This window comes from Anaerobacillus sp. ABA4_114 (assembly GCF_056159065.1).
This window is the reverse complement of sequence record NZ_JBSWUM010000001.1, coordinates 2,831,498-2,857,132: the sequence shown is the minus strand read 5'-3', so window position 1 is coordinate 2,857,132 and position 25,635 is coordinate 2,831,498. Positions and strand designations below refer to the sequence as shown.

At 43.0% G+C, this 25,635-nt stretch carries 31 protein-coding genes and 2 pseudogenes; 25 read left to right on the top strand and 8 right to left on the bottom strand.

Features of this window, described 5'->3' with window-relative positions:
* Window positions 1-22: 22 nt before the first annotated feature.
* Window positions 23-1,831, bottom strand: coding sequence for an LTA synthase family protein (locus tag ACXAEY_RS14690; protein WP_474812856.1), 1,809 nt, complete (start codon window positions 1,829-1,831; stop codon window positions 23-25).
* Between the two features lie 187 nt (window positions 1,832-2,018).
* Here ACXAEY_RS14690 and ACXAEY_RS14685 point away from each other — a divergent pair, with 187 nt between their 5' ends.
* The 8 genes from ACXAEY_RS14685 (at window position 2,019) to ACXAEY_RS14650 (ending at window position 7,212) form a co-directional block, all read left to right on the top strand.
* Window positions 2,019-2,600: a YdeI/OmpD-associated family protein gene (locus tag ACXAEY_RS14685; RefSeq protein ID WP_474812854.1), complete on the top strand. Its 582-nt coding sequence runs from the start codon at window positions 2,019-2,021 to the stop codon at window positions 2,598-2,600.
* Between the two features lie 116 nt (window positions 2,601-2,716).
* Window positions 2,717-4,270 (top strand): flotillin family protein, encoded by a 1,554-nt coding sequence (locus tag ACXAEY_RS14680; RefSeq protein WP_474812852.1) that lies wholly within the window; start codon window positions 2,717-2,719, stop codon window positions 4,268-4,270.
* A 360-nt stretch (window positions 4,271-4,630) separates the two neighbouring features.
* Window positions 4,631-4,837, top strand: a complete 207-nt coding sequence (locus tag ACXAEY_RS14675) for a hypothetical protein (RefSeq protein WP_474812851.1) — start codon at window positions 4,631-4,633, stop codon at window positions 4,835-4,837.
* A 24-nt stretch (window positions 4,838-4,861) separates the two neighbouring features.
* Window positions 4,862-5,329: a GNAT family N-acetyltransferase gene (locus ACXAEY_RS14670; protein ID WP_474812849.1), complete on the top strand. Its 468-nt coding sequence runs from the start codon at window positions 4,862-4,864 to the stop codon at window positions 5,327-5,329.
* Between the two features lie 91 nt (window positions 5,330-5,420).
* On the top strand, window positions 5,421-5,627 hold the full coding sequence (locus tag ACXAEY_RS14665) for a hypothetical protein (RefSeq protein WP_474812847.1): 207 nt from the start codon (window positions 5,421-5,423) through the stop codon (window positions 5,625-5,627).
* 96 nt (window positions 5,628-5,723) lie between these two features.
* Window positions 5,724-6,212, top strand: coding sequence for a hypothetical protein (locus tag ACXAEY_RS14660; protein ID WP_474812845.1), 489 nt, complete (start codon window positions 5,724-5,726; stop codon window positions 6,210-6,212).
* Window positions 6,209-6,742 (top strand): DUF4489 domain-containing protein, encoded by a 534-nt coding sequence (locus ACXAEY_RS14655; protein WP_474812843.1) that lies wholly within the window; start codon window positions 6,209-6,211, stop codon window positions 6,740-6,742. The genes ACXAEY_RS14660 and ACXAEY_RS14655 overlap by 4 nt, the downstream gene beginning before the upstream one ends.
* On the top strand, window positions 6,739-7,212 hold the full coding sequence (locus tag ACXAEY_RS14650) for a DUF4489 domain-containing protein (protein WP_474812842.1): 474 nt from the start codon (window positions 6,739-6,741) through the stop codon (window positions 7,210-7,212). Before ACXAEY_RS14655 ends, ACXAEY_RS14650 begins: the two co-directional genes overlap by 4 nt.
* A 170-nt stretch (window positions 7,213-7,382) precedes the next feature.
* On the opposite strand, the gene ACXAEY_RS14645 is transcribed toward ACXAEY_RS14650, so the two are convergent.
* The gene (locus tag ACXAEY_RS14645; RefSeq protein WP_270182026.1) at window positions 7,383-7,469 is read right to left on the bottom strand and encodes a YjcZ family sporulation protein; all 87 of its coding nucleotides are present in this window, start codon (window positions 7,467-7,469) and stop codon (window positions 7,383-7,385) included.
* A 187-nt stretch (window positions 7,470-7,656) separates the two neighbouring features.
* Window positions 7,657-7,896, bottom strand: coding sequence for a hypothetical protein (locus ACXAEY_RS14640; protein ID WP_474812840.1), 240 nt, complete (start codon window positions 7,894-7,896; stop codon window positions 7,657-7,659).
* A 207-nt stretch (window positions 7,897-8,103) separates the two neighbouring features.
* On the opposite strand from ACXAEY_RS14640, the pseudogene ACXAEY_RS14635 reads away from it, so the two are divergent.
* Together ACXAEY_RS14635 and ACXAEY_RS14630 are read left to right on the top strand one after the other, a co-directional pair.
* Window positions 8,104-8,172 (top strand): annotated as a pseudogene (locus ACXAEY_RS14635) (YjcZ family sporulation protein); the annotation flags it as partial.
* A gap of 247 nt (window positions 8,173-8,419) precedes the next feature.
* Complete coding sequence (locus ACXAEY_RS14630) at window positions 8,420-8,698, top strand: hypothetical protein (RefSeq protein WP_474812838.1); 279 nt, start codon at window positions 8,420-8,422, stop codon at window positions 8,696-8,698.
* 9 nt (window positions 8,699-8,707) lie between these two features.
* Here the strand turns inward: ACXAEY_RS14630 and ACXAEY_RS14625 are convergent, their stop codons facing one another.
* Window positions 8,708-9,175, bottom strand: a complete 468-nt coding sequence (locus ACXAEY_RS14625) for an Lrp/AsnC family transcriptional regulator (protein WP_474812836.1) — start codon at window positions 9,173-9,175, stop codon at window positions 8,708-8,710.
* A 203-nt stretch (window positions 9,176-9,378) separates the two neighbouring features.
* On the opposite strand from ACXAEY_RS14625, the gene ACXAEY_RS14620 reads away from it, so the two are divergent.
* The 9 genes from ACXAEY_RS14620 to ACXAEY_RS14580 all read left to right on the top strand — a co-directional run bounded on the left by ACXAEY_RS14620 (window position 9,379) and on the right by ACXAEY_RS14580 (window position 17,741).
* On the top strand, window positions 9,379-10,989 hold the full coding sequence (locus ACXAEY_RS14620; protein WP_474812834.1) for a gamma-glutamyltransferase family protein: 1,611 nt from the start codon (window positions 9,379-9,381) through the stop codon (window positions 10,987-10,989).
* 26 nt (window positions 10,990-11,015) lie between these two features.
* A complete protein-coding gene (locus ACXAEY_RS14615) occupies window positions 11,016-11,576 on the top strand; it encodes a chromate transporter (protein WP_474812833.1) in 561 nt (186 codons plus the stop codon).
* On the top strand, window positions 11,573-12,103 hold the full coding sequence (locus ACXAEY_RS14610; RefSeq protein WP_474812831.1) for a chromate transporter: 531 nt from the start codon (window positions 11,573-11,575) through the stop codon (window positions 12,101-12,103). Before ACXAEY_RS14615 ends, ACXAEY_RS14610 begins: the two co-directional genes overlap by 4 nt.
* A 207-nt stretch (window positions 12,104-12,310) precedes the next feature.
* Window positions 12,311-13,237 carry a helix-turn-helix domain-containing protein gene (locus ACXAEY_RS14605; protein ID WP_474812829.1) on the top strand — a complete coding sequence of 309 codons (927 nt, stop codon included), beginning with the start codon at window positions 12,311-12,313 and terminating at the stop codon, window positions 13,235-13,237.
* A 186-nt stretch (window positions 13,238-13,423) separates the two neighbouring features.
* Window positions 13,424-13,831 carry a carboxymuconolactone decarboxylase family protein gene (locus ACXAEY_RS14600; RefSeq protein ID WP_474812827.1) on the top strand — a complete coding sequence of 136 codons (408 nt, stop codon included), beginning with the start codon at window positions 13,424-13,426 and terminating at the stop codon, window positions 13,829-13,831.
* A gap of 105 nt (window positions 13,832-13,936) precedes the next feature.
* Window positions 13,937-14,173 (top strand): hypothetical protein, encoded by a 237-nt coding sequence (locus ACXAEY_RS14595; protein ID WP_474812826.1) that lies wholly within the window; start codon window positions 13,937-13,939, stop codon window positions 14,171-14,173.
* A gap of 20 nt (window positions 14,174-14,193) precedes the next feature.
* Window positions 14,194-14,640 carry a hypothetical protein gene (locus tag ACXAEY_RS14590; protein WP_474812824.1) on the top strand — a complete coding sequence of 149 codons (447 nt, stop codon included), beginning with the start codon at window positions 14,194-14,196 and terminating at the stop codon, window positions 14,638-14,640.
* 40 nt (window positions 14,641-14,680) lie between these two features.
* Window positions 14,681-14,932 carry a hypothetical protein gene (locus ACXAEY_RS14585; RefSeq protein WP_474812822.1) on the top strand — a complete coding sequence of 84 codons (252 nt, stop codon included), beginning with the start codon at window positions 14,681-14,683 and terminating at the stop codon, window positions 14,930-14,932.
* A 352-nt stretch (window positions 14,933-15,284) separates the two neighbouring features.
* The gene (locus ACXAEY_RS14580; RefSeq protein WP_474812820.1) at window positions 15,285-17,741 is read left to right on the top strand and encodes an EAL domain-containing protein; all 2,457 of its coding nucleotides are present in this window, start codon (window positions 15,285-15,287) and stop codon (window positions 17,739-17,741) included.
* On the opposite strand, the gene ACXAEY_RS14575 is transcribed toward ACXAEY_RS14580, so the two are convergent.
* Window positions 17,738-17,962, bottom strand: coding sequence for a hypothetical protein (locus tag ACXAEY_RS14575; protein WP_474812819.1), 225 nt, complete (start codon window positions 17,960-17,962; stop codon window positions 17,738-17,740). The two genes, ACXAEY_RS14580 and ACXAEY_RS14575, sit on opposite strands and share 4 nt — an antisense overlap.
* Before the next feature lie 137 nt (window positions 17,963-18,099).
* Between ACXAEY_RS14575 and ACXAEY_RS14570 the strand changes: the two genes are divergently transcribed.
* Complete coding sequence (locus ACXAEY_RS14570) at window positions 18,100-18,471, top strand: VOC family protein (RefSeq protein ID WP_270181316.1); 372 nt, start codon at window positions 18,100-18,102, stop codon at window positions 18,469-18,471.
* A gap of 256 nt (window positions 18,472-18,727) precedes the next feature.
* Here the strand turns inward: ACXAEY_RS14570 and ACXAEY_RS14565 are convergent, their stop codons facing one another.
* On the bottom strand, window positions 18,728-20,512 hold the full coding sequence (locus tag ACXAEY_RS14565) for a M3 family oligoendopeptidase (RefSeq protein ID WP_474812816.1): 1,785 nt from the start codon (window positions 20,510-20,512) through the stop codon (window positions 18,728-18,730).
* Between the two features lie 123 nt (window positions 20,513-20,635).
* Here ACXAEY_RS14565 and ACXAEY_RS14560 point away from each other — a divergent pair, with 123 nt between their 5' ends.
* From ACXAEY_RS14560 to ACXAEY_RS14550, 3 genes are read left to right on the top strand one after another with little or no spacing between them, the layout of a single operon-like run.
* Window positions 20,636-21,193, top strand: coding sequence for a GNAT family N-acetyltransferase (locus tag ACXAEY_RS14560; protein ID WP_474812814.1), 558 nt, complete (start codon window positions 20,636-20,638; stop codon window positions 21,191-21,193).
* A gap of 4 nt (window positions 21,194-21,197) precedes the next feature.
* Entirely contained in the window at window positions 21,198-21,656 is a 459-nt protein-coding gene (locus ACXAEY_RS14555; RefSeq protein WP_474812812.1) for an NUDIX hydrolase, read from the top strand.
* Entirely contained in the window at window positions 21,653-22,210 is a 558-nt protein-coding gene (locus tag ACXAEY_RS14550) for a DEAD/DEAH box helicase family protein (protein ID WP_474812810.1), read from the top strand. Before ACXAEY_RS14555 ends, ACXAEY_RS14550 begins: the two co-directional genes overlap by 4 nt.
* 51 nt (window positions 22,211-22,261) lie before the next feature.
* Here ACXAEY_RS14550 and egtD read toward each other — a convergent pair.
* Window positions 22,262-23,223, bottom strand: a pseudogene (gene egtD, locus ACXAEY_RS14545) (L-histidine N(alpha)-methyltransferase).
* Window positions 23,220-24,503, bottom strand: a complete 1,284-nt coding sequence (gene egtB, locus ACXAEY_RS14540) for an ergothioneine biosynthesis protein EgtB (RefSeq protein ID WP_474812808.1) — start codon at window positions 24,501-24,503, stop codon at window positions 23,220-23,222. Before egtB ends, egtD begins: the two are co-directional and overlap by 4 nt.
* A 193-nt stretch (window positions 24,504-24,696) precedes the next feature.
* Here egtB and ACXAEY_RS14535 point away from each other — a divergent pair, with 193 nt between their 5' ends.
* Both ACXAEY_RS14535 and ACXAEY_RS14530 read left to right on the top strand, forming a co-directional pair.
* On the top strand, window positions 24,697-25,005 hold the full coding sequence (locus ACXAEY_RS14535; RefSeq protein WP_474812806.1) for a hypothetical protein: 309 nt from the start codon (window positions 24,697-24,699) through the stop codon (window positions 25,003-25,005).
* 15 nt (window positions 25,006-25,020) lie between these two features.
* Complete coding sequence (locus tag ACXAEY_RS14530) at window positions 25,021-25,530, top strand: NUDIX hydrolase (RefSeq protein WP_474812805.1); 510 nt, start codon at window positions 25,021-25,023, stop codon at window positions 25,528-25,530.
* Window positions 25,531-25,635 lie beyond the last annotated feature (105 nt).

Below are 25,635 nucleotides of genomic sequence, written 5' to 3'. Positions count from 1 at the left end.
GATTTTACGGTATATGTTTCATTTACTCAAGCGCATTATTCTCGATGATAGCATCTGATAAGCGCAGTTGCTCCGCGGACTTCTCAATTTGTTCCTCACACTTACTATGGGAAACTTCTTTTTCAGCGGAAACAGAGTAACATGTTCCTTCTCCAGACGCTTCCGTTAAATTGGCTTTGTAATAAAGGTCTTGATAACGGAACGAGCCATCTCTGAAAACGGTCATGTTTTCTTTGTCATCGAGTAATGAGTTTCCAAGCATGAATGTTGGTTCGATGTCTAATACATCCAGAATCGTAGGTGCAATATCGATCTGTCCTCCGTTTCCTTCCATCACTTTTCCTCCGTCTTCATTCGGTAGCTTGATGAATAACGGCACTTGACGGTCGAGTTCGAACGCATCGATATCGTTCTCAACGTTTGCTTCTTCTGCCATTTCATCGCCTGGCATCGTAAGGCCGCTGTCGTGGTCTCCATAAAAGATCACGAGTGCATCGTTCCACATATTCTTCTGCTTCAGCTCCTCGATCATCACCCCGACTGCTTTATCGACAAAATGAACCGTTTGATAATATTTCTTCAGCTGCTCGTCTTCATATCCTTCAAGGTTTAATTCTCGCTTATCTTTCGGGATATCATACGGCGTATGACTAGAGAGAGCGACCATGAAAGCGAAAAAAGGCTTTTTCAACTTTTCCATCTTATCGATCGATGAGGTGAAGAAGGTCTGGTCGTTCAACGCCATCCCCACTTTATCTCCGTCTGGATAATCTTTTTCACTGTAAAAGTGATCAAATCCAACGTTCTCATACACATCATCCCGGTTCCAAAACCCTTCCTTAAAGGCATGCATCGCTGCCGTTTCATAGCCGTAGTTCTTAAGAAGGTCAGGAAGCGCTTTGTATTCGTTCGTTGGAAAGCGCGTGTATACGGACCCTGATTTCAGCGGGTAAAGTGATGTTATTGTCGTGAACTCAGAATCCGATGTTCGCCCTTCATGGGTTTGGTGATAGAAAGATGGAAAGTAAAGTGATTCTTTTTTCAACTCGTTTAGATTCGGTGTTAACACCTGGTCGTTCACGAATTGGTCGATGACAGAATCCTGAAACGATTCGAGTTGCACAAGAATGATGTTTGGCTTATCAGTTACCTTTTTAGGGTCTGTCTCTTTGTTGAGAGACTTTTTAATATCTGATTTTACTTCGCTCGAAACGTTCGGTTCGTCGTCGATTTGCCGCTTTACTTCAGTAACAACATCCAGTCCATGATAGCCCCAAAATCCAAGCTGGTAATACTCGCGCATGTTCGAAATCGATTCATCCATCAGCCATTTTTCTTTGTTAACGAAACTCATAACGAGCGGTGTCGCGAAAATAATGATTGCCACGGATAACGAAATGCCAGCGATCAAGCGCTTTTTCTTTTTCGGTAGCGGATTTTCTTTATGACGTAATAGAAAAATCGCGATTCCAAAGATAATGAGATCGGTGAAGATGAGAAAATCTTTTACCATGATGAGTTCCATAAATGCGCCACCAACGTCACTCATCTGAAGCATCTGTGAGATCAAAGCGACCGACAACAGGTCGTCGAAGTAGCGGTAGTACCAGAGGTCAGAGAGAATGAGCGTACTATGTAAGAAGAGAAGGATGAACAGAATCCATCGTCTTTTTTTCGGTTTTAAGAAAAGGGTCCAGAAGGAGATCATCACCATGCCTGCTACATTTACAAGGAGGAAATCAAACTGAAACGCTGTGTTCGTATACAAACTAAATAGAAACAATTTTAAAAGTGATAGTATGAGATAAATCCAATAATCGAGCGTTTCCATTTCAACACCTCCTATAATTAGTCCTTGTACTAAGTTATCTCCTAAATTTCCTTTTTTAGTTAACTAGGAAACATTCGGATGTGCTTACAGAAAATCATACGAGATTGAAGAAGGAGTATGGATGAAGATGAGAAATAGTAGTAGTGAGACGTGAAGAGGTGCACGATCTAAAAAGGAGTGTGTTCAAATGGATGGTAGAAGTCGAAAAGTAGATGGTTTTCTTAAGAAAGCGAAGCAGTGGAAAGAAGAATTTGAGACGTTGCGAGAGATCATTTTAGACTGCGGCTTAACAGAAGACATGAAATGGATGCACCCTTGCTACATGTATGATGATAAGAATATCGTTCTGATCCACGGATTCAATGAGTACTGCGCGATCCTTTTTCACAAAGGTGCGTTACTTAAGGATCCTCATGGCATCCTCATTCAGCAGACGGAAAATGTGCAGGCTGCACGTCAGGTTCGGTTTACGAACGTGAACGAAATTGTAGAATTAGCGCCGATACTGAAAGACTATATTAAGGAAGCGATCGAGGTGGAGAAAGCAGGACTGAAGGTTGAAATGAACAAAGATATTCAAATTCCTGAAGAGCTTCAGCAAAAATTTAATGAGAGTCCACAATTGAAAAAAGCGTTTGAAGAACTGACGCCAGGACGTCAGCGCGCGTATGGCTTTTACTTTTCAAAAGCGAAACAATCGAAGACGAGGGTTTCTCGCATTGAGAAATACGTTCCGCATATTCTTGAAGGAAAAGGATTGAATGATTGATCACTTTCCTTTTTTCTGGGTAATTCGGTAAAATCTGAAACTTTTTTTGTTCTAGTCCGTAGATAAGGTAAGGCAATTACATAGATTGCAAACCAAGAGAGGATGATGAACGGGATATGATGGAATTTATCGGACTGATTATTTCAGCGGTCATTTTGTTTTTCTTATTGATCGCAGCCGGAATCGGCTTTTTTATTTTCAAAAAGCGGTATAAGACGGCAAGCTCCAATCAAGCGCTGATTATCACGGGGCCAAAACTTGGAGATGCAGAAAAAGACAATCGCATTTTCGTCGATGACAACGGCAGAAGCATGAAGATCGTGCGAGGTGGCGGTATTCGCCTCAAGATGTTCCAAACGAGTACGCCGATCGACCTTACGTCGTTCCAGCTCGAGATCGCTTCACCAAAAGCATACACGTCTGAAGGGGTACCGATTAAAGCGACGAGTGTTGCGGAGATCAGTATCGGAAGCAAGCTCGAGATCGTTGCGAACTATGCAGAGAAATTTCTCGGTAAGGAACAGAAGGAAAAAGAACGTGAGCTGAAGGAAGTTCTAGAAGGTCACCTTCGTGCGATCATTTCTTCCCTTACCGTCGATGAAATCTACAAAGATTTTAATTCAGTAAACAAAAAGGTTAAAAACATCGCAGAAGAAGATCTGAAGAACCTAGGTTTTGAGATCACATCGTTCGCGCTGAAGGAACTAAAAGATGATGACGAAGAGAACGGCTATCTTGAAGCGCTAGGACGTCCAAGAATCGCAGAAGCACGTAAAGATGCGGACATCGCTGAAGCGAACGCGAGACGTGAAACGCGTATGCATAAAGCAAAAACAGACCAAGAAGCAGAAGAAGATGAGATCAGACGCCAGATCGACATCGCGCAATCTCAAAAAGATAAAGATGTGAAAGAAGCGGAATACAAAGCAGAGGTTGAACGTGGACGTGCGCGTTCTGAGCAGTCTTACAACCTCGAGCAAGCTACGCTTAACCAGAAGGTAAAAGAAGAAGAGATGCAGGTTCAATACATCGAGCGTAAGCGTCAGGTTGAACTAGAGCTTGAGGAACAGAAGCGTAGACGAGCACAAGCTGATGCGGACGCATACGATATCCGTGCGAGAGCAGAGGCGGAAGCTGAGAAAGATCGCATCGATGGTGAGACAAAAGCAGAAATCGAGAAGCAAAAAGGGCTTGCAGAAGCTGAGGTTATTCGCGAACGTGGTAAAGCCGAAGCAGAAGCAAAAGAACTCATGGCTCAAGCGATGGAGAAATACGGAGAAGCAGCGATCATCGAAATGGTCGTAGAGATGCTGCCGAAGTATGCGCATGAAATTTCTCAGCCGCTTTCTCAAATCTCAGACATGAAAGTGATCGATATGGGCGGAGGAAGCAGCAATGGCTCTGCGAAGATCACCGATAACGTAACGAAAACGATGACGGGACTTCAAGCGAGTCTTAAAGAGTCGACAGGTATGGACTTAAAAGCCATGCTTGAAAGCTTCGTATCGAGAGGAAACTATAATAGTTTCGCTTCAGAGGAGAAGAAGTCTGAAGCAGAAGAAACGGAAGAAGCTGAAGATGCTGAAGCGCACGAGCGTGAGCAAAAGCAGTATGAAAGTGAAGTCGCTTCTGCGTATGAAGAAGAATTAGAGAAAGAACAGAAAGAGTAACGGTAAGCGCGTCGAATTCGTTCGACGCCTTTTCTTTATACATGCGACCAACATTAAGATAATCGTTACGATCGATAAGGAGAGTGTGTATCTATCAAAAGTCTCTTAAGTAGCGGATTATTCATTATCACTTTTATTGTGGTGACGACCTTAGAATCTTTAACGCCTTTATACAACATGTTGCTTTGTTGTGTGTTACTGTATGTTATCTATCAAAGTGATGAGAAGTTATCTCCATGAAAAGTAAATGGTCATAGCTAATGCTATGTAAGTTGATCGTCTTTCGATAACAGTATTGCGGCATATGGAATAGTTTGGAATAATTAGGAGTAGAGTATGTTTTACGCCTTAGGAGGAACGTTGAGCAGAATGAACACAGACGAAAAGATTCTAGAAGAATTGAAAGAAATAAACCATCGATTAGGGAAGATGGAAGAGGCAAGTGAAGAACAACCATCAAACCTTGTTTTTAGTATGATAAAGTCGCTGTTGACCGGTCTATTGTTCGGTGGTGTGATTGCTGTAGGATTTGGATTGGTTCAAGTCATCGCAAGTTGGATCATGTAACGTTTAAAAAGGAGAAGTTCACAAATGAAATACGAATTTAACGTGATGACACAAAATCAAGCTGAGGAAATCGCGCGCAACTGGCATTATGATGGGCAGTACGCCTTTTATGATATGGCAGCAGATAAAGAGGATCTTGCTGAATTCCTTGATCCAAATGCGCGGGGAGAATCGATGTACGCTGTGACGAATAACGATGAGCTGATCGGGTTCTTTAGTGCGAACCAGATTGCTGACACGACCGACATCGGATTAGGGATGAGGCCGGATCTTACTGGAAGAGGGCATGGAAAAGCGTTTTTGCAGGCTGGCATTTCTTACGTAAAATCTACATATGAACCAAAATACATCACGCTTGCTGTAGCCACCTTTAATCAGCGAGCGATTTCGTTGTATCGAAAGCTAGGCTTTCAAGATGTAGAAACGTATATGCAGGATACGAATGGGAGTACATATGAATTTCTGAAGATGCGTTATGAGTGCTGGGGCTAACGGTGGAAACACTGGATAGTATTAGAGCAGACACAGCGGATAGTTGCGTGTGCGTATTTGAAAAGCTAAATTTGAATGGAGGCTGTTTCACATGACGGTAAGTAAGAACCGTAACTATACAATTTTCTTCCTCATGCTCGCACCTGCCTTCATCGCAGGTGGTATGGCATTAAGTGACGTTTTTCCTTTTTCAATCGTGATTGGTTGGCTAATGGCACTCGCGAGTCAGATCACTGCGATCGTCTTCGCAGTTAGACGAAATCGAATCCACCGTACAAATCAGAACTTGCCTCGTTAGGGAAGTTCTTTTTATTTGCATCAATATAGTCGTAAAGCCCTTAACCTTTCGCATAGGCTGATAGTAATAGCGTATCGATGAAGGGTGGGAATTTTATTGAAAAGTGGACTACCTTTATTAACTTGCGGAAAAACGTTCGCTCCGGATTTGCCAGAGCAGCTTGATCGAAGTGAGCCTCCGATCACCATAGCAGAAGTTTTAGTCGATTTGAAATCGATACAAACCCCATGTGTGCTAACGAAGTATTCAGAGTTTATCCAGTTTACGCTATTCGGATTGAATCCGAAGCTGCGTATTTGTTACCGACTGATTAGAAAAGGGGTTAGAGACGCACAAATTTTACAAGAATGGGAGTTTTTATACGATGCTACCGATCGAGTGGGATTCGGAGATATAAATGCGATACAACCGACGGTTCTCAATAACTGTGATTGCTTGAAGAAGGGGAGAAGAAAGCTCGCATATCACATTCAAATCGTTGAGATTGAGACGAATGGCGTTCGGAGCTATCGTCTTCAAAATCAAAGCTTTACTGCGACTGCCATCACAGGTGAGTCTCAGCATGAAAGGAAGGGAGCTCGATGAGAAAAAAGCGTCCTTCCGTTGTTAAGTCGTATAAGCCTGTCCCAAGCGTGGAGTCCGAAGAGCAACGATACGTAAACCCTTTTATTGCGTGCGGGAAAGTATTTAATCCAGTGTTACCTTTTGAACTTTCTCAAGATGATCGACCTGTACCATTAACGCGTGTATCGATCACGGTGAAGAGTTCGCTACCTACAAATGTTCTTATTAATTTCTCATGTTTTATCACATCAGCTCTAAGAGAAGCGGGGGCATTCAACAACCTTGTGTTTCGTCTCGTCCGTGAATGTTCCTCAATGAAAGTACCGTTAAGAGAGTATTCGTTTCAAAGGCAGCTGCCATCTCCTACTGATATAAAGGAGCCGCTCGTCTACAATTTTTGTGATGAGAATCCGCCGATGAGGACGTGTACGTATACACTTTTTCTTGTAAAAGCAAATGTATCGAAATCATCCTTTTACGATATTACGAACAAGAGCATGACGGGACTCGTTTTTCCTGCCCCGATTAAAAGGGAGGATGAAAGGATATGAAGGAATTTGGCATTCCAACATTAGCGTGCGGTGAGATTCTTAAGAAAAAGATTCCTTCTGAGCTCTCGAGAAAAAATCCACCGATCACGCTCGCTAAAGTTGTGGTGAATCCTCGCACCGTTTCGTCTCCTTGCGTGCTGTTGAATTATTCGTTGAATATAAGGTTCGTTACTGAGGGTGTTGAGCCTATTATTAGCCTCCGTTTCCAGTTGGTAAGAACACCGAAAGCCACAAAGAAGACGACCGTACTCGAAGAATGGCAGTTCGAGGGTGCTGAAATTATTCCGACTGATGTTCCGAGTACGAAGACGATCGAACCGATTGTCTTTAACAACTGCGATTGCAATCATTTTTCTAGTCCAGTTATGTATCGCATGCAGCTCGTTGAAATCGTGCCGAATAACGTGCGTTTTGTGATCGATGATGAGGAGTTTTCAGCCATTGTGATCAGTGGAATGGATCAACGCTAGTGTAAATGATAGGGATATCCGCGAAAAATTCATGATATCCGCGATAACCAGGATATATCCGCGCTTTTCGCTATTTATCCGCGAATATCAAATTATATCCGCGAAACAAAATTCCCCACTATCCAATACGAATGAAGGCACCTATTTAGGTGCCTTCACTTTATGAAATCTTACCATTTACAGTAAGCAGTACCAACGATGATCAACAAAATGAACAATACCACGATCAACGCGAAGTTTTTGTTGTATCCTGACATGAATATCCCTCCCAAATCCTAAATAAGAGGAAATTCCCTCTCTTACTACTAGATTATGTAGAAGTTTGAAAGATGTGAAGACAAGCTAAAACTAGTTTAATAAAAAAAGAAACCTCTCGGATGCTGATCCGGGAGGTGAGGGGTGCGACGAATAGGACTATCTAATCTACTAAAGGCTACTTCTAGATTACCAGAAGAAAGGTCCGTAGCTAAAAGCAGCGATCGAAGCGAATGCTACTGCGATAAGCGCAGCACCGAAGAAAAAGTAGCTTCCATACCCTGGACCACTGTCTCCACCGTCTAATGGACGAAGGTAGACGTGGTTGTTGTCGCAGTGATCAACATACCCACGGTGGACATTTCCATCATGACAGCGAATTTCTACGCATCTGCCAACGTTACTACCGAAATGATCTTGATAAGACATAATTTCACCTCTTCTATAATTCGTAGTATTCGGTACTAGTTTATGTAACCAAGCCATCATTCGCATGGACGGGTAGCCGGTATTCAATTAAAAATATAAATTTGCTGAGTGCCCGAACAAACCATTCACCCATTTCATACGCTGTAAAGAAATGAAAAGGGGGGAATCAGAATGAGTGAAAAGTGTGATGTTCAAGGAGCTTACAGAGGTGGAGCTGGAAAAGGCTTTGCTTTGATCGTTGTATTGTTTATCCTTCTAATCATCGTAGGTGCAGCTGCACTTGGCGGTGCTTATGGATGTAACAATGTAGCGCCTGCATATGGAAAAGGCTGCGGATACGGTGGCGGATACGGCTACTAATCGCCGGAAGAATCGGACCAAACATACAAAAAGGTCCGTACAAAAAGAGGGTGCCAGTGGCGCCCTCTTTTTATATAAAAAAATCTTGAATTCAAATATCTTTAGTTTGAGTTTTTCGGAATAGGGAATTTATCATAGTATTCGGTACCTAGGAGGAGTAAAAATGATTTCAGATCTTAATCTGATCAGTCGCATCATGAATAAGGAGAAGGACGCACTGACACTCCTCTATGATCAATATGATACCCATCTCTATCGAATCGCCGTAAACATGGGATTCGATGAGGCGGTAATCGAGGCAACGATAACAGATTTTTATCGAACGATATGGAGATCGCCTGATATCCTTTTGAGTAAGAAAACACTTTCTTACGCGATGACTCATCTTTACATAGAGATTTGTTTAAAAAGAGATGATAACAAAAAAACAGTTACTGTTTAAAGGCTTAAACTATAACTTTAATCCACTCCTGCTCTTAAACCTTCTCAGCAAGATATGCGATTCCACTCTTGTGATTCCCTCAAGTGCATATAATTCATTGTTTACAAACGACTCCAATTCAATAAAATCTTCAACGAGTACGTGCATATGAAGGGTGCTTGGTCCAGTCATCTGGTAACAGCTCGCAACATATGGATTGTTTGCCAGGTTTTCTGCCACCTCAACGAGCGCCCTCGGTTCACAATCCACTTCGAAAAAGGCTGACACCCCTTTACCTACTTTTTCACTGTTTACCACACATGAAAATTTCTCGATCACCCCACATTCCATTAGCTGATTCACACGAGACCTCACCGAGACCCGGGAGAGGTCTAATTCTTTTCCGATGTCCGCGTAAGACATACGGCCATCCTCAACGAGCAGCTCGATGATTTGCTTATCGATGTCATCGATCTTGAGCTTACCGTCCTCTTTCATCGTTTCACATCCTAACTCGATTTTTGTAACGACCATTTTATAAAAAGGATTCAATTTTCAAAACATTTCATCTATAATTGGAGTATCCGTTTGTTAATTAAAATAACATATTTGATTAACAAAAAGTATAGATATATGAACAACTATAATCAAATTGAAAATAAGTGAATGAGCAAACAGAGAATGAAAGGAGCTTATTAACGATGACTACCGACTATCTTCACCATCCTTATACATCTCAACGAATGACGACCGTCGCCAACAAAGGCATGGTCGCAACGTCTCAGCCTCTTGCAGCTCAAGCGGGTCTGGATATTTTGAAAAAAGGGGGCAATGCGATCGATGCTGCGATTGCAACGGCTGCAACGCTTACTGTTGTTGAACCGACATCGAACGGAATCGGTGGTGACGCTTTTGCGCTTGTTTGGACGAAAGGAAAACTTTACGGTCTGAACGGGAGTGGTCCTGCGCCAGCATCGATTTCAATCGATTCCTTAAAAAGTAGAGGTTACGATGAAATTCCAAAGCATGGATGGGTGCCTGTCACCGTTCCGGGAGCTCCGGGAACATGGGCTGAGCTATCTCGCGAGTTCGGAAAGCTCTCTCTTAAAGAGACGCTCGAACCTGCAGTACGCTATGCAGAAGAAGGATATCCGTTATCGCCGATACTAGCGAAGTTCTGGAAGAATGCGTTCGAACAGTTTCGAGAAGCGCTGACAGATAAAGAGTTCGAGCATTGGTTCGAAACGTTTGCGCCGAATGGTAGAGCACCTGAAGTAGGTGATGTGTGGAGGTCTCAAGGACACGCAGACACTTTACGAAAAATTGGCGAAACGAATGCGGAATCGTTTTATAAAGGTGAACTAGCTGATAAGATCGCATCTTTTTCAAAAGAATATGATGGATACCTCACGAAGGATGATCTCGCTTCCTATAAACCAGAATGGGTTGACCCGATTTCTGTTAACTATAAGGGCTATGATGTGTGGGAAATCCCTCCAAACGGCCAAGGGTTGATCGCACTATCTGCACTTAATATCTTGAACGGATTCGAGTTCAATTATAAAGACTCGGTGGAAACATACCATAAGCAGATCGAAGCGCTGAAGCTTGGGTTTGCTGATGGACAGAAATATATCACAGAACAAAGTGAGATGTCGGTTTCAGTTCAAGGGTTGTTATCAAAGAAGTATGGTGATGAACGTAGGAAGCTCATCTCTGACGAAGCGCTGATGCCAGCACCAGGAGAGCCGCCAAAAGGAGGAACGGTTTATTTATCGACGGCTGATTCAGAAGGCAATATGGTGTCCTTCATTCAAAGTAACTATATGGGCTTCGGTTCAGGGTTGGTCGTGCCAGGTACAGGAATTGCTCTGCAAAATCGAGGGCATAATTTTTCTATGGATCAAGACCACGACAACGCGCTTAAAGGCGGTAAGCGTACGTACCACACGATTATCCCAGGATTTCTTACGAAGGATGGGAATGCCGTCGGACCGTTTGGTGTCATGGGTGGCTTTATGCAGCCGCAAGGTCATGTACAGGTCGTTTCAAATCTAATCGACTTTCATTTAAATCCACAGGCTGCACTCGATGCCCCGAGGTGGCAATGGACCGAGGGGAAGAAGGTATGGGTTGAATCTACATTCCCACCATACCTTGCGGAATCACTCAGCAGAAAAGGACATGAGATTGAAGTTCAGCTCGAAAAAGGTGCGTTTGGAAGAGGGCAAATTATTTGGCGCGACCACCAAACTGGTACACTGTACGGTGGAACCGAATCTCGAACAGATGGTTCAATCGCAGCTTACTAACGCGAGAAGTAGAAAGGTGGTACTTCATGAAACAGTGGCAGCTATTCCTAGCCTTTTTTAGAGTGGGGATGCTTGGATATGGAGGCGGGCCATCTTCTATTCCTCTTGTGCATAAAGAAGTGGTCGAAAAGTATAAATGGCTTAGTGATGATGAGTTTGCGGATATTCTAGCTCTAGGTAATTCGCTACCTGGGCCGATCGCAACGAAGATGGCCGGCTACATCGGTCACCGCGTTGCCGGAATCACTGGAATGATGAATGCCGTTCTGGCAACGATCGTACCAACGATCACGATCATGATCGTCCTCTTAACCTTTTTGTCCAGTTTCCGTGACAAAGCCTGGGTTCAGGGAATGACGCAGGCAGTTGTTCCTGTTGTCGGTGTGATGCTTGCCGTATTAACGTATGACTTCTTTCGTAAAGCACAGGGGAAATTGGGGTGGGTCCTTACGTTAGTGATGACGTTCGTTTCGTTTGTAGTAATCGAAATCGCAGGCGTTCACCCTGGAATCGTCATCGGGGTGTTGTTGCTTTATGCGCTTCTTAAGCCTTCAAAAAAGGATGAAAAAGGAGGGGAGGAGTCATGATTTATTGGGAAATCTTCGTCGCCTTTTTCATACCAGGGATTCTTGGCTATGGGGGAGGCCCTGCATCGATCCCTCTCGTCGAAAATGAAGTAGTCGGACGCTTCGGTTGGATGAGTGTAAACGAGTTCAGTGAGATGCTCGCGATGGCGAATGCATTACCAGGGCCAATCGCGACGAAGATGGCAGGTTATATCGGTTTTCAACAGGGAGGCGTTCTCGGTGCGTTCGTAGGCGTATTCGCAACGGTCGCTCCGTCGCTCATCTTAATGGTCGTCTTATTGAGCATTCTCTATAAATTTAAGGATTCACCGAAGGTCAAGCTGATGACAGCGCTCATCAGACCTACGATTGCCATCCTACTCGGCGTTATGGCATTTCAGTTTTTTGCTAGCTCTTACGAAGGAGCGGGCTTATTGCAAACGATCTTTCTGATCGCCGCCAGCTTCATACTGATGGAACGGATGAAGGTACACCCTGCCTTCGTAATCGTGGGCTCGCTTGTATATGGCGCCGTGTTCTTAGGGTGACAGGTACCAAACGGTTTTAGTCAAAGAATGTCGGATTGAAGGAGGTTCTCATCTTGAGAGCCTCCATATTTGTTTCCATCGTCTCTTTTTCAATACTACTCAATTTCTAGTTGAGTTATGTACCGTCTATCACTCAAGCAGAAGTTGATAGGCAGACCTCTATGAAAACGATACGATGAATCTATACTAATCAAAGAGGTGATTCACATGTTCGACATGAAGAAGGTAGGAAAGCAAATTGCGTTTTTAAGGAAAGAAAGCAACATCACACAGATGGCACTAGCAGACAGGTTAGGAGTAAGTTACCAAGCGATCAGTAACTGGGAGCGAGGGCTAACGATGCCTGATATCGCAAAACTTCCGGAGCTGGCTAGTGAGTTTGGTGTTTCGATCGATCACATTTTGCAAGGGGATATTGGAACGGAACTAGTTAAGACTATTTCTGAAAATGACACCCTCATCATACACTCGGTGGAAAAAGAAGAGTTGTTGAACGCAGCACCCCTTCTTACGACAGATCAAGCAGAGCGTGTGTATCAGCAGCTAAACAGTGAATTTTCAATAGATGATATCTCTCATATCGCCCCTTATATTAGCCAGGCGTCTATCGATACGCTCGTAAAGAAGCATATGGAATCTAGTGGTCTTGAAGGGTTGTCTTCTGTTGCGCCTTATTTAAGTGATGAAACGATTGATTACATTGCCGTAAAGGGTTTTGAACAGGATGGTCTTCAATCGATCACTTCAATCGTCCCATTTGTAAGTCTGGAGGTCCTTGAGGAATTAGCAGGGAAAGAACTTGAGCATAAAGGGATAAAGACATTATCAACGGTCGCCGCATTTTTAAACAAAGAGTTTATCGACGAGTGCGCTAGAAGGGAATACGAATTTCGCGGCGTACAACACTTACCGGCACTCGCACCATTTATGAGTGAATCAGCTTTGAGTGAGCTTGCGAAGAGGAGCGTTGAAACAAATGGAGTGGACTCCATCACAGCAATCGCCCCATTCTTGAAGAAAGAGCTGTTAAATCATATTGCGTTAGAAGCTATAGCGAATGGAGGCATAAAAGAGGTGAATGCCATCATGCCATTCATCGACCTAACAGCCATCGAGGAACAAATGAGGAAGTAGTGGTGACAGGTACCACACGGTTTAGCTCGATTGGTGTCGACTAGTTTTATTGCCCTGTGCATTAGCACAGGGTAATTTTTTGAGTTTGGTAGATTGCTAATGGTTACTTCCTATTTTATTCATAAAAGAATCCTTGATTATGGTAAAATGTGGTTGGAAGATAAATTGAACTTATAGGTGATGAAGATGGCGATCATACAAAAATCTGATGTAGGGAACACACCGTTCCAAAAGCTTCTAGGACATAATCCTGATGTGATGAAGGCATGGTCATCGTTAGGAGATGTACTTGAAAAAGATGGTGTCCTTACTTCAACGTTAAAAGAACAAGTAAGAAGAACGTTGGCTCAACAGAATGGCTGTGAATATTGTAAAGCGAAAGGGGAACCAGATCCATCCCTTTTCGATGAGAAAACCTCTCTTGCGGCCGGCTTTGCTGAAGTATACTTAAAACAAAACGGAGATGTGTCTTCCTCCATAATCAATGTATTAAAGGAGTCTTTTTCTGAGGAAGAGATAAGCGAGCTCTTCGCGTTTATCTGCTTCACCACTGCTCAACAGCATTTCGGAGCGTTAATGAAATTGCAGCCTTAAACGAAGAGGGGACCTATTTTATTTTTGTGATGACAAGGTTCGCGAACTGTGGTGTGAAAACAGTGATGCGGTCTACAAAACTATTAAAAATGAGGAAGAAACATTATGAAAAAGTATTACATTGCTGTGACCTATGATGTTTGTGAACATAATGATTTGTTTGTAGATATGAATCAGTATCCTATTCATTCGTCATCAGAAATGGAAGCTCAGGTAAAGGATTTCTCGAAGCAAGATGTTGCACCACTTGTAAGAGTGTATGAGTCAGAGACGAGTGATTTTAAAAACATCACGTTTCATAGAGAATTTACATTCAAAGAGTATGAGTGTCGTTGTGAGTAAGATAGCATGTGAGGTGAAACATGAGTGAAGATGTCTTAAAGAAAATCAGGCTTGTTCTTTTCTACATAGGATTTTTAATTATTGCGGTTTCAGTGTCTTATTTTATTGCATATCCGGTTGGGTTCGCACCTAATGGTTACGAATTGATAGAATCAACAGAAGACAAAGCGACCCTACAAACTTATACAATAATGGGAATGAAAGATGAAGAGATCACCTACCGCCCGGAAGAAGAAAATGAGTGGAAGATTACTTTCCTGAGTGAGCGAATCGATCAACTGCCACAAGACTATTTCTTTTTCTTCACATCGGTGACCGTGGCAATTTTTTGGGCAGGAATCGACTTTTTTAGAAGGCGTTCCCTTAAAAGGAGCTTGCTTCAGGCAGGGGCATTTATGCTATTTCCTACTTTAACGTTGGTTGGGAGCATCAATGACATTAAGGACGTTATACAGCATTCACTCTAGGGTTCGGGTATGTGATCGATGACAAGTTAGGAGGTATACGATGGATCAAGATAAGCTTCGAGCTGCCTTGATTTTAGGTCCATTAATAGGATTGATTGGCATCATCATGCTTTTCTTTAGTGTGGATTTCGGTACAGAGATAGCTGAGAACTGGTTAGCTGAAGAAGGAGGGGCAAATATGGAGTATTACCATATTGCTGTCCAGGGCTTCATCAACAACTTCATAGTCGCTGGAGGAATTATGTTTGCATTTGGACTTATCGTGACATCGGTTGCGCTATACTTCAGGTGACAGGTACCACCCGGTTTAGCTCGATTGATGTCGAACCCCGTCGCGAAAGGGTTTAGCGTACGTATGTAAAATGTCCTGTATATCAATACAGGGCATTTTTGTATGCTTTAGTATGGTAGAATATGGGTTGGTGAGTGTTTTTGATAAAGTCCGTTCCAATTGTTTGTATTGGAAGATTCGTCAACACATGAAAACACATTTGCTTCACCTACAAAATAGTCGTTATACAAAACTAATGATAATATTAACTACTAGCAACCTACAAGGGGAGAACGTTCATCCATCTTATAAGGGAGTTAGGTTGGTTACAACATATCGAACAACGTCGTTAGGGATTAGGGAGAGATGGATGATGGGGGATCAGTTTAGTCAGTATAATGTTTGGTTGGTATCATTGTCTTTCGCAATTGCGGTCCTATCTGCTTTTACATCGTTACATATTGCGAGCCGCTTGCTAGGTTCGAAAGGGAACGATCGTATCGTTTGGGTATCGATAGGGAGTTTTACGCTGGGTGCTGGGATTTGGTCCATGCATTTCGTTGGAATGCTCGCTTATGACACCCACATGACGGTAACCTACGACCCGTTATTGATGTCTATCAGTATTCTTTTCTCCATCGTCTCAAGTGCGATAGCGTTTTACGTGATCAGTTTAGAGGTTAATAAAACGAGTACCTATATACTTGGTTCTGGTCTTATCGGAATGGGGATCATTTCGATGCACTATATTGGGATGGCTGCGATGCAGATGCCAGCAGCCATTACATACAATGGGAAGTTAGTAGCGCTCTCTGTCTGTATTGCATTTATTGCTTCTTATACTGCGTTAAAACTTTTTCTTTCTTATGCTCAAACAGCTAGTTGCAAGTGGAGGCTATGGACAAGTGCGTGCGTCATGGGAGTCGCGATCACAGGGATGCATTATACAGGGATGGCAGCGGCTTCCTTTGACGGAATGAGCGTAGCTATTCTTCCTCAAATGGATTCAAGCATCGACCAAGATACATTAGGCTATCTAGTCGTTGGTGGCGTTTTATTAATCATGGCGTTTACGGTCATCGTCATTAAATACCAGGCAAGGATTGAAGATAGCAATCATCGTTTCGCGATTATTGACCGTATGCATCGTTCGATCATCGAATCCGCGAATGATGCCGTCATAACTGCTGACCATGATGGGAACATCTTATCTTGGAATAAAGCTGCGGAGAGAATTTTTGGGTATCATTCGAAGGAAGTCATCGAGGCACCTCTTGAGAAAATCTTGCCAACTGGTTTTCAAAATGCGCACCAGGATCAGGGAGAGGGAAACGATGAACGAACAGGTCAAACCGTAGAACTAGAAGGCATACATAAATCAGGCCGCGCATTTCCAATCGAACTTTCTTTATCAACGATCAAAGATGGAGCGAATGTTTACTTTACAGGTATCATTCGAAATATCACGGAACGAATCGAAAGCCAAAAGCGAATTGAAGAGCTCGTCTATCGTGACGACTTAACGCATTTGCCAAACAGAAGGATGCTGTATGATCACTTATCTTCATGTATTGAAGAAGCAGCTGATCGTGCTCAAACCATCGCTGTTATGTTTTTAGATTTAGACCGTTTTAAGCAAATAAATGATGTTTACGGTCACCGCGTTGGGGATCATTTTTTAAAAAAGGTTGCGAGACGAACGCAGTCTTGCCTCACTTCAAACGATTTATTAGCAAGACAAAGCGGAGATGAATTTGTGATCGTATTAACGGAAACGAGTGAGGATCAGGTTAGAAACGTTGCGAAGGAAATCATTCAAGCAATCGCTGAACCTTTCTTTATCGATAATTTAGAACTCTATACATCAACATCTGTTGGCATCAGCTTATATCCGAAGGACGGGACGGATGCGGACACGTTGTTAAAGCATGCGGATACCGCTATGTATGAAGCGAAGAAGGAAGGCGGGAATCAGTATTCCTTTTTTACGAACGAGCTCGACCAAGTGATTTCAAGGAAAATGATGATTGAAACAGGCCTTCGTAAGGCGATCGAACGAGAAGAACTGGAAGTCTATTATCAACCGCAGGTCAATGTGGCCACACAGAAGGTTATAGGATTTGAAGCACTCGTTCGCTGGAATCATCCTGTGCTTGGTCTCGTCTCACCAGGAGAATTTATTCCTCTCGCTGAAGAAGCAAACTTAATCATTCCGATGGGAGAGTGGATCTTACGGGAAGCTTGCATTAAATTTAAGGAATGGGTAGATGATGATCATACATTGACTCATATTTCAGTGAACATTTCAGCCATCCAGTTTAAACAACCAAACTTTCCTGACATCGTCAAGGCGACTTTGAAAGAAACCAATTTAGATCCATCTTATTTGGAGCTTGAACTAACAGAAAGTAGTGTCCAAGAACCTGAACGCGCAATTCCTACCATGCATCGTTTGAAAATGATGGGCGTCAAGCTATCACTTGATGATTTTGGAACTGGTTATTCTTCTCTTAGTTATTTAAAAGACTTTCCATTAGATACGTTGAAAATCGACCGATCGTTCACGCAAGCCATTCATGAGAGTCAAAGGGACAAAGCTGTTGTGGAGACAATCGTGCATATGGCTCTGAAGCTTGGTTTGAATGTGATTGCGGAAGGTATCGAAACTCCTGAGCAGTTGAATCGGATCATTGAAAGTAAATGCCATGAGTATCAGGGGTATCTGTGTAGTCCGCCTTTGCCGCAGCATCAGATCGCAGCGAAGTTTATTAAAAAGGAATTGAGCCTAAACATACAAAAGGAGCCTCTCAATCAAGAGGCATCCAGTTAATATAACGGCTGTTGGTTCTGACAAGGTGGAAAACCATTGATATCCTGAATCATCGAAAAATCGTATTGTTTCAGGGCGAATTGAGCTTGATACAAATATTCCATCACTAACACTTTACCTTGTGACGTACCGCATAACACGCCAGACGTCCCCTGTCCATTCGTTAATGAGACGCCAACAGGGTGACCGATTAAATATTGAATCTTCTGATGCCAAGGCATACGCAACACTCCTTCACATCATCTTATTGAAAGTGGAAGTATAGGTGCATGTCTAAATACAAGAAGGAGTAGCGGTCTTTTTATTGAATAAGTGGAAGTGAACCATCGTTAAAATACGTATTACATAAGGAGGAACTATGAATTTAGGAGCATTCTCGATCAGTTTAACGGTAAAAGACCTTGAGAAGTCAAAGGCATTTTATGAGAAACTTGGCTTTAGTGACATGGGCGGAGATATGTCTCATAATTACCTCATCATGAAGAATGGTAATTGCATCATCGGCTTATTTCAGGGCATGTTCGATAAGAATATCCTCACGTTCAATCCAGGATGGGATGAAAATGCGGAGAACTTGGATTCCTTCACAGATATCCGCGAGTTGCAGAAGCATCTGAAAGAAAGCGGCATCGAATTGATTTCTGAAGCGGATGAATCTGGTGAAGGTCCTGCAAGCATCACCCTTGAAGATCCTGATGGAAACCCAATTCTTCTCGATCAGCATCGATAAATTCTAAGCAGTTCAGAAAAGGTATATCGTACGCGGTATCCTTTGCGAACTGCTTTTCATTTGCACGTTTATTAAAAAAGCTACTCCAATAGGAGGTTGAGTAGATGGGCTTGTTATACATCGGTGCATTTTTTGTAGGGTTAGGTATTTTTTTCATTGGGATTGCCTCTCTATGGGGTGTATCGCTCTATGATAAGAAAGTACGCCGTAAATAGAATGAAAGAAGCCCCTCGCATAGGGGCTTCTTTTGCCGGAGTTACTCCTTCACATACTTATCTGTTAGTTCGATAAACTGATCGATTGCGTTGTTGATCGGTTGAAGAGACTGTTTCCAGAATTCACTTTTAGTAAGATCCTCGTTAAGAAACGTTGCGCCTAGCTCTTCGATCGACATTTTACCTGTGTGTCGAAGAAGCTCTACATACTCGTCGGAAAAACCTTCGCTCTCTTGCTTCGATTGTACGTAGATTCCGTTGCTGAAAAGGTATCCTACCGTATACGAAAGGGTGTAGAACGGCTTTTCAGGAGAGTAGTAATGTGAAATCGTCATCCAGTTGTATGGATTGTATTCAGCTAACGCATGATTCGTCCAGCGCTTTTCCGTTTCAACCATAAGGTCTGAAAGCTCGTCAGCACTGAGCTTGTTTGATTTGCGCTTTTCATAAAACTGCTTTTCAAAGTCGAATGTGTAAGGGATGTTAGAGATGTATTTATTTCCATTCGTAATCTTCATTTCGAGAAGTGACAGTTGATCTTCTACTGTCACGGCATGTTGGATGGCAGCGTCTAGAACAAGGTTTTCAGCGAACGTTGACGCGCTCTCGGCAAGGGCAGACCCGGTTTCTTGTGAAAATGCTTCTTCCATTTGTAGAATCGAATTGTGATAAGCATGCCCAAGTTCGTGTGCTAGCGTTACGACATCTTGATAATCACCGTTAAAAGAAAGCAGGATACGACTTTGATTTTCAAGCGGCATCGACGCACAGAATGCACCGAACTGTTTCATCTTCCTCTTCTCGGCATCGATCCACTGTTCATCAAACGCACGCTCTGCGAACCTCCCCATATCCTCACTAAACAGATGAAACTGTTTTTTCACGATTTCTGCCGCTTGTTCATAGTCGATGCTTGCTTTCGAAGAAAAGTACGGGACGTCTATATCGTAGTAACTGAGTTTCTCAACGCCCATAAGCTCCGCTTTTCTTTGTAAAAAACGCTGTTCCTTCTCATTGTGTTCTCGAAGAGCATTCATCATGCTTGTGATCGCTTCTTCGCCGATCCGATTCTTTTCATAGAATTCAGCTTGCGTCTTTTCGCAGCCTTTTAAAGCGTATGTATCGAGGCGAAACCCAGCAAAGTGATTGAAGATCGACGCAAATGTATCTTTTTGTTGCTCGAGCACCTGACGGATCGCTTTACTAGCAGACCTCCTTTTGTCCCGGTTTTGATCAAAATGAGATTGGATGAATGCTTCGTATAGTGATAGATTCTTCGTTTCATCTCCTTCAGAAAGAGGCACTTCTAGCTTGTATAAAAGCTGTTCGAAATGATTTTCCCAACCATGAATGCCGTTGATCGAGAGCGTGTTGATCGCATTTTCAATTGACTGTGGCAGCTTTTTGCTTTGTTTTTTCTGTAAAAGGTAAGGCTTAACGGATTGAAGCGATTCACATTCCAATAATTGATGCCATTCTTCTTCATTTAGTTTCGAGAACAAGCCATCAAGCTCCGCTTTTAACGTTTTCACGTTCGTTTGAAGCTTCGTGCTTCGCTCCGTTAATTTCATCGATTCTTGATCCTGTGTATCTTGTGAGGAGAGGCAAATGCAGTACTCATCGATTTGAAAAGCCTTCAAGATGATGTGTTGAACCTTTTGTAAAAGCTGCTCAATCTCTTTTGTAGGGAGGGGCCAATGCATCTGATCGATTAAAACTGGTATCTCGCTCTCTAGTTCATTGAAGTGCTGGTGTAGTTTGTCTGAGTGTTTTCCATCTGGATAAATACTGTCTAAATCCCATTGTTTTGTTAATGTATGTTCCAACGATAATCCCCCTTTTTTCACTCTACGTACTAGGTTACTAGAAAAAGGAAAAAAGTTCATGTATTTGAGAGAAAATTATGATAGTTTTGTATGTAGTGTAAAATGAAGGTGTGAGGTGAGAGTATGAAAGAATTTAGTCCGATCCAAAGTGCACGATTGGCATTAAGACCGTTCAAAGAGTCCGATCTCGATGAGTTCGTCGCGTACCGCGCTGATCCTGACGTCGCGCGATATCAATCGTGGGACGATTATACGAAAGAAGATGGCATCGCGTTCTTTGAAGAGATGGCGAATGCTCGTTTTGATGCACCCGGTGAGTATTATCAAATTGCATTCGAGCTCATGGAAACGAATGATTTGATCGGAGATTGCGTTGTGCATCCTTTAGCAGAAGATCCACGTCAGGTTGAGATCGGATTTACACTAGCACGCAAGTTTCAAGGAAAAGGGTATGCTTACGAAGCGTTAACAACGCTTTTAGACTATTTATTTGTAGACCTTAAGAAGCACCGCGCATTCGCTGTTACGGATGTGAAAAATGAAGGGTCGGTAAGGTTATTAGAAAACCTCGGAATGAGAAGAGAAGGTCACTTTGTTCAAAACATCTGGTTTAAAGGTGAGTGGGGAAGCGAATATTTGTATGCGATCTTGAATAAGGAATGGAGTCGCGGAAGGAGGTGAATCATTGGATTATGTAAAAGAATTAAGAGAGCTTGTAGGTCATAGACCGCTCATCTTACCTGGGTCTGTTGTGATTATCCTGAATGATAAGGATGAACTGCTGCTTCAGCATCGAACAGATGGAGGATGGGGACTGCCTGGTGGCATCATGGAACTCGGTGAGAGTCTTGAAGATACTGCAAGAAGAGAAGTGAAAGAAGAGACCGGATTAACGGTAGGGAGTCTGCAGCTCGTGGATGTCTTTTCGGGATCGGATTATTACCTCAAGGTTTCAAACGGTGATGAACTGTATTCGGTCACCGCGGTTTATGTAACGAGGGATGTTAAGGGTACGATCACGATGGATGAGTCGGAGTCCTTAGACATGCGCTATTTTTACGTAGAGAATCTCCCAGATGGTTTAACGAATGAGTACCGTCATTACATTGAAACGTATGTAAGAAAGAAGGGAGGAGGCGCATGAAATTTGTCTTGATATTCGGACCGCAGGCCGTTGGGAAAATGACGGTCGGTGCTGAGTTAGCAAAACAAACGGGACTGAAGCTTTTTCATAATCACATGACCATCGATCCACTCGCGCCGCTATTTGGGTTCAGTTCAGAAATGTGGCAACTCTCCTCATTGTTTCGCGAAGAGATATTTAAAACGTTCGCGCGCAGCGAGCAATATGGCATGATCTTTACATACGTATGGGCCTTCGATGAGAAGAAGGATTGGGATAGCGTGGAGAAGATGTGTGGGTTTTTTACCTCAGAAGGCGCAGAGCTCTACTTCGTAGAATTAGAAGCGAATGTTGACGAGCGGTTAAAACGTAACCGTACTCCGTATCGTCTTGAACAAAAGCCTACGAAAAGAAACATCGAACAGTCTGAGCATAACCTGCTTGAAACGTTGAAAACAAACAGGTTAAATTCGTTTGAAGGTGAGATCGATCAGCAACACTATCTACGGATCAATAATGAAAACCTGAAACCAGAAGAAGTTGCACGAATGATAAAGGAACGATTTATGTTATAGAGAAAAGAGAGCGAATCGATGTGATTCGCTCTCTTTTACTAGATTGAGAAGTTATTCAACCTTAAGATAGTGGATGCTGAACAATTGATCGTCATCTGTCCAGATCGCTTCAGACAGGAACCCTGAACGCAATGCGAGTTTCTTAAACTCATCGATGCTATATTTATAGGAGTTCTCGGTATGAATCGTCTCATGCTCTTTGAAAGAAATCGTTTCGTCTCCAATCGTAATGATCTGCTCGATCATGCTGACGAGATGCATCTCGACCCGTCCCATCGGCGCGTTGTAATACGCATAGTGTTTAAACGTATCGAGGTTAAAATCGGCGTCGAGCTCCCGGTTTACGTGTTCAAGCATATTGAGGTTAAAACGTGATGTCACACCTTTTCTATCATTATAAGCATCATGGAGAACGGAAGGATCTTTCTTTGTATCGACTCCGATCAATAACCCATCTCCTGGCAATAGTAGATTCGCGATAGTTGATAGAAAGCTTTCCGCTTCTTTTTTCTCAAAGTTTCCGATCGTCGAACCTGGAAAGAAGACGGTTTTTTTCTTTGAAGGATCAAGGATTTCTTTAGGGAGCTTCAGCTCTCCGGTATAGTCGGCCACGATTCCGGTAATGTCGACGTTAGGATAATCAGAAGCAAGCTGCTCTGAAGATTCCTTAAGGAACGATTTTGCGATGTCAATCGGTACGTATTCAGAAATCATACCAGACTCGAGCAACAGACGGATCTTTCGACTTGCGCCGCTACCAAACTCGATGATTGTCCCCTTCCGATGAGACACATCATCTCATCGAGCGATTCTTCCATAATTGAGAGTTCTGTTCGAGTCGGATAATATTCTTCGAGTTTCGTGATCTCCTCGAACAACTCTGATCCCGTCTGGTCATAGAGAAACTTAGGATGCAGGGTTTTCTTTTGTGCTGTTAAGCCTTCAAGAGCTTCATGAAAACGATCGGGCTGTGTAGTGAGCTGGTCGATGATTGTGAGGCCGGCCTTAATCATGACTCGTCTCCTGCAAGGCGAATACCTGTAAACTGCCAGCGTTTGTCAGGTCCGAAGAAGTTTCGGTACGTTGGTCGTATATGAGACGCAGACGTAACGCAAGACCCGCCGCGTAAGACCATCTGACTGCTCATGAACTTTGCGTTGTATTCACCGAGCGCGCCATCTAGAGGCTTGTTCCCTGGGTACGCCATGTATGGACTTTTCGTCCACTCCCACACGTCGCCGAACGCTTTTTTGATCTGGCCTTCGTCGTCTTTGATAGAAGCGACAGGATGATAGATACCGTCTTCAACAAAGTTTCCTGAAATCGGTTGATCTCGGACGGCAACCTCCCATTCCGCTTCAGTTGGAAGACGTTTCCCTGCCCAGCTTGCGAATGCTTCTGCTTCATAGTAGCTGACGTGTGTGACGGGATCTTCTTTGTTAAGGGGAACGAAGCCATGCAGTGTGAACGTGTACCATTCTCCATTTCGCTCTTCCCAATGAAGCGGTGCCTTCCATTGTTGATTCTTCACCGTTGCCCAGCCGTCTGACAGCCAGAATTCAGCTCGTTCATACCCGCCGTCTTCTATAAAAGCAAGGAACTCTCCGTTCGTAACCGTTCTTGTCGCTAGTTCAAACGGGTTTAGCCAAACCTTATGTACTGGCCGTTCGTTATCGAACGAAAAACGCTCTCCTTCATCGATTCCGATCTCAAAGAGTCCACCTTCAAAACGTGCCCATTCGAGCGGAGGTGCTACGTCTTTTGTGGTCGTTTCGAGTTCAAGGTAAACTGGCTTTAACGGATTGATCGAGAAATTGTATTTAACATCCGTCATAAGAAGTTCCTGATGCTGCTGCTCATGATGCAGTCCGATTTCAATTAAATTCGCTACTTCACGTAATTTCTTTTCGTCGAGTTCTTCGATCAAAAGAGAAATCTCGGAATCGATATCAGACCGATACTGCTTTACCTTTTCAACGCCTGGTCGACTTAATAGTCCTCTTGAATGTCTCGGAAAGAAGCTGCCGACGCTTTCGTAGTAGGAGTTGAACAAATACTCAAACTCCTCATGAAAGGAAACGTAGTTTTCACGGTAGTCTTTTAAAATAAATGTTTCAAAAAACCATGTCGTATGTGCCATATGCCACTTAGGAGGGCTGACATCAGGGTGCGACTGGATCACATAATCTTCTGTTTCGAGTGGTTGAACGAGTTTCATCGTCATCTCTCTTACGTCTCTATAAGACTTTCGCAAATGATTTCGTAACTCAGTGGATTCAATGTGTTGTAACATGTGTTCCTCCTCGAATCGGTTATGGATTATCAAAAGAAAATACTTTCCTGCATTCTTACAATTACACACCGTCTCTTAAAAATCCTGTTTTTCAAGTGTGATGTGCGATAATCTATTATTCTGTTGCTCTAGTTGGATAAGTTTGGAATAATAAAGTGGGAATTGCCAAACTTGGATGGAGTGAAGAAACAGTATGAATGATGTATATGAGCCAATGTATATTCCTATTTTGTTGCTTTTGTTAGGAATCGGTTACCTTGTTGTATTTTCGACGGTCGTGATGAAATACCGGTTCGCGCTTTCTGGGAAGATTCTCATCTCGATTTCTGTAATGATTTATCTTCTTGTTGGCATGTATATGATTGGTGGTGGTTATTACACCGATGGCCATAATGAAGGACCGATGCTCTTCGGAATTGGATTTCTTGAGATGATCATTCTTTCGTATGCGTATATTTTCATTGGATTAGCGGTTGGGATAGGGAAGCGGGATTCGAGATAAGAGGATGGTGATGAGGTGTTAACATCTACGGTCGTAACATGGGGAGAGTCACGTCTAACGTTAACGTGGAGACCGGGCAGTGAGCTTCCCGAACGTGAGCTCATTACGAGCGTACACGGCTTTTGTTTTAAGGATGGTGAGCTTCTTCTTGTGAATCTGAATGATAGAGGATGGGATTTCCCGGGCGGGCACATTGAAGAGGGAGAAACAGCTGAGACATGTTTTCGACGAGAAGCTTTTGAAGAGGGGTATGTGTCTGGAAACTGTACGCTGCTCGGCTCCATCGTCGTTGATCACAGTGAAAATGAACAGTGGAATGAGTCGAGCCGCTATCCTAAAGTAGGTTATCAAGTGTTCTACAGCATGGAAATCACGGACGTTCATCCTTTTGGCGGTGAGTATGAATCAAGTGAAAGGCGCTTCATCTCCCCGGAAAAAGTAAGTGCCTACTATCCGAAATGGAATGCCGTGTACCAAGAAATCATTCATGAATCGAGAGAAAGTCTTAATGTTGGTAACCTTTGAACGGTTATCAGCTGTTTTATTTTACACTGAAAATAAAATAGGTAAAATCTACCTAAAAAGTATTCCTAAATTTCAGATAGTTCATTATAATCGGATTAGGAGGTG